At 64.6% G+C, this 1154-nt stretch carries 1 protein-coding gene; it reads left to right on the top strand.

Annotated elements, in window-relative coordinates; translation table 11 throughout:
* Positions 1-747: IS91 family transposase (locus DDE76_RS19350; protein ID WP_245892091.1), on the top strand; the 747-nt coding region annotated here is incomplete at its 5' end.
* Positions 748-1154 lie beyond the last annotated feature (407 nt).

Raw genomic sequence — 1154 nt, 5'->3', positions numbered from 1 at the left:
CGCCGCGGCGCCCAAAACACGAAAGGAAAAACCCGCCACTTGACCGTCCCCGCAGCGCGGGAAACTATCGTCCAACCGGGTCAGTTCTCAATGACAATCCCGGGTCAGTTCCTGGCGACAATCAACAGCCGGTTGTTTATGAACCGCCTGATCGAACTGCACTCCGCCGGAAAACTCGCCTTCTTTGGCAAGCTGGCAGGGCTCCGCGATCGCCGTGCCTTCCAGCGTCATCTCGCGCCGGTCCGCAAGAAGCGTTGGGTGGTTTATGCCAAAGCGCCCTTTGCCGGACCCGAGGCGGTGCTCGCCTATCTCTCGCGCTATACCCACCGCGTGGCGATCTCGAACAGCCGCCTCATCGCCTTCGACGACAATGAGGTCACCTTCCGTTACAAGAACTATCGCAGCTCCGGCGCCAACCGGCAGCAGGTCATGACCCTGGCCGCCGACGAGTTCATTCGCCGCTTCCTGGTCCACGTACTGCCGCGCGGCTTCCACCGCATCCGGCGCTACGGCCTGCTCGCCGGTTCCGCCCGCAAGGACTGCCTCGCCCAGGCCCGCGACATGCTGGGGGTGGCGCCGGCGACGGACGAACCGCCGGCCGCCGAGACCGCCCCAGTCCCGTGCCCGCCTTGTCCCTGCTGCGGTGGCACCATGGTAATCATCGAGACCTTCGCGGCATGGTGCCAGCCGCGGGGCCCGCCGACCGCGCGACCATCAGCCCGGGAGACCATCCATGACCCGGCATGATCCGCTCGTTCAAACGGCCGCGCCACATCGTGGGCCGACGCGATGGTTCGCGCCAGGCGCCACGGCGACCATCATCACGTACGCCAATCTCACCGACGCCGTCGTCGTTGATGCCCGGATGCAGTTCGAACGGCATTCAACAGGCAGGCGCGCCACGCCATATGCTGCGGCTCACGGCCGCCGCCCGACCACGCCAAATCAGAAAACCCCATAGCCCGGCGCATGCGGACCGCGGGTTCCTGCATGGGTGGCTTTCGTACGCCAAACAGCGCCCGAAACCCTTATATGGGGATGGTCAACCGCATATTGGCCTTACCTACTCATTGTCAGGTGTCTTTGAGTATCGCAGATCCATTTGGCGGGTCCGTTTGCGCGACGCGGTTCGCGAGCGAACCCAGTCCACCTTA

This window comes from Devosia indica (assembly GCF_003056405.1).
Classification (GTDB): domain Bacteria; phylum Pseudomonadota; class Alphaproteobacteria; order Rhizobiales; family Devosiaceae; genus Devosia; species Devosia indica.
Note: the sequence above shows the minus strand (reverse complement) of the source record. Positions and strands in the feature narration are given on the sequence as shown.